Source organism: Desulfofundulus australicus DSM 11792, assembly GCF_900129285.1.
Classification (GTDB): Bacteria; Bacillota; Desulfotomaculia; order Desulfotomaculales; family Desulfovirgulaceae; genus Desulfofundulus; species Desulfofundulus australicus.
The window spans coordinates 1-1,772 of record NZ_FQUW01000070.1; the positions used below are offsets into that span (position 1 = coordinate 1).

The 1,772-nt window shown below is 58.2% G+C and carries 1 protein-coding gene; it reads right to left on the reverse strand.

All coding sequences use genetic code 11. From position 1 onward, the window contains the following. A partial coding sequence (acsB, locus tag BUB44_RS14825; protein ID WP_073167763.1) for an acetyl-CoA decarbonylase/synthase complex subunit alpha/beta occupies positions 1 to 1,772 on the reverse strand: 1,772 nt, incomplete at both ends.

Sequence of the window (1,772 nt, forward strand, 5' to 3'; positions counted from 1 at the left end):
GTGTTCCCGGTTGACCACCATGAAGCCGTTGCATTCCGGCACCATGGCCAGGATGCACTCGAAGCAGCCGCAGGAAGTCATGGGATATTCCATGATGGTGTAGAAGTTGACTGCCTCGATGGTACGCTGGGAGTTGTTGTAGACAAATTCGTTGACCGACTTCCACTGCCCCTTGACCGGATCGATCAGCCCCTCCAGCTTGATGGGCTGGTTCGGCCCGTGGGGGTTGATTTCATAGGAAGCCTTGGCATCCAGCCAGCTCACCGCACCGCACAGTCCCGTCCGCTCGGGAGGAACGACGCATACGTGGGTGGGGGCAAAGGACTGGCACAGGGTGCAGGAGTAGAAGGTGTCCACGGTCTCGTCTTTCAATTCCTTCAGCCGGTCATCCCGCTTCTTGTAGTACTGCCGGGCCAGTTCCCGCAGTTCCAGAACCTTTTGTTCGTCGGTGTAAATGGTCACCTGTACCCGGTCCACCACCGCGGCAAATTCCGATTTGAACTTGGCGTAGAGGATGTTGCCCAGGTGTTTCAGGCGGAAGCCCTTTTCATAGGCCCCCTTGCTTATGCGCACCCACATGATGTCCCGCTGGGCCACGTGCCAGAGCCCTTCACCGTAGTTGACGAAGTAGTGGATGCGCCGTTCCAGCACGGGCTCAAAGTCTTCCTGCATCTTCCGCCCGTAAACATCCACGATAATCCCTAAAGGCATGGCACTTCCCGGCTGCGCGGTGTCAATGTCGGGTCCGATGACTTCCACCTTCCCGTCTTCCACGTCATCCGGGCCAACCATGCGCACCAGTTCGAAACTGGGCGTCCGGGTGCCGCCAAATTCCACATACATGTCCTTCTTGCGGATGGATTCACCTTCAAAGGCCGGACCCACGGTGATGGGGGCATCAATATCTATGCTGGTAATCTTGATTTCGCGCAGTTCCATCCCCAGCTGAATGGCTTTTTCCAGATCCGGCTCGTAAATGAACCAGTCTTTTATTTGCTTGTCTTCAGGCAGGGGCTGGTCGGTGATGATGGGAATGCCGATGTTGATTGCGCCCATGCAGGCGGCCGTCTTGACCATGTCGTGCTCGCCCAGGTAGAGTACGAAGGCACGAATGCGCCGGCGCTGGTAGTCACGCTGGGCATCCCTCAACCCCGGCTTGATGCCCCCAAACATCATGCCGGCCCGCAGGGCGTAGTTGGCACAGTGGACCACCTGGGTGAAGTTGCCCAGAGGATAGGCAATCAGGTCTACCCCCAGCTTTACCCCTTCCTCCAGCAGCTGTTCGATAACTTCGTCACAGAGGAAGATCATAAAGCCCATGCCCATCAGCTTGTTGACCACCCGGGCCAGTTCTTTGGAGTCCCTGGCCCGCCCCAGGATCAGCACCTCGCCGGGAATGGTCCAGTCCACCATCTTGGTACCGTACTGGCGCACCACCGGGTCGCCGATAAAACCGGTCCAGGGCGGAACATGCAGGGGGTTGTCCGGGCTGTACTTGATATAGCGTATGGCTTCAATGATGTCCGCCGCGTACCAGGTGGCTTCACCGGCCAGGCGGGCATTGGTAAAGTCGCGGAAGTTTTCCTTGACCTGTGCCCGGGCACGGTTCAGTACCGGCACGCAGTCGCCCAGGGTCTTGATCTCTTCCCCGCTCAAACAGCGGATCACCGGCAGATAGTAGGCGGTATCCGGATAACCAATGGGATGGTCCGCCCCGTAGGTGCGAATGGCCTGGTTGAGCAGGATCTCGGCATAGCTCAGAGCGGTAATGG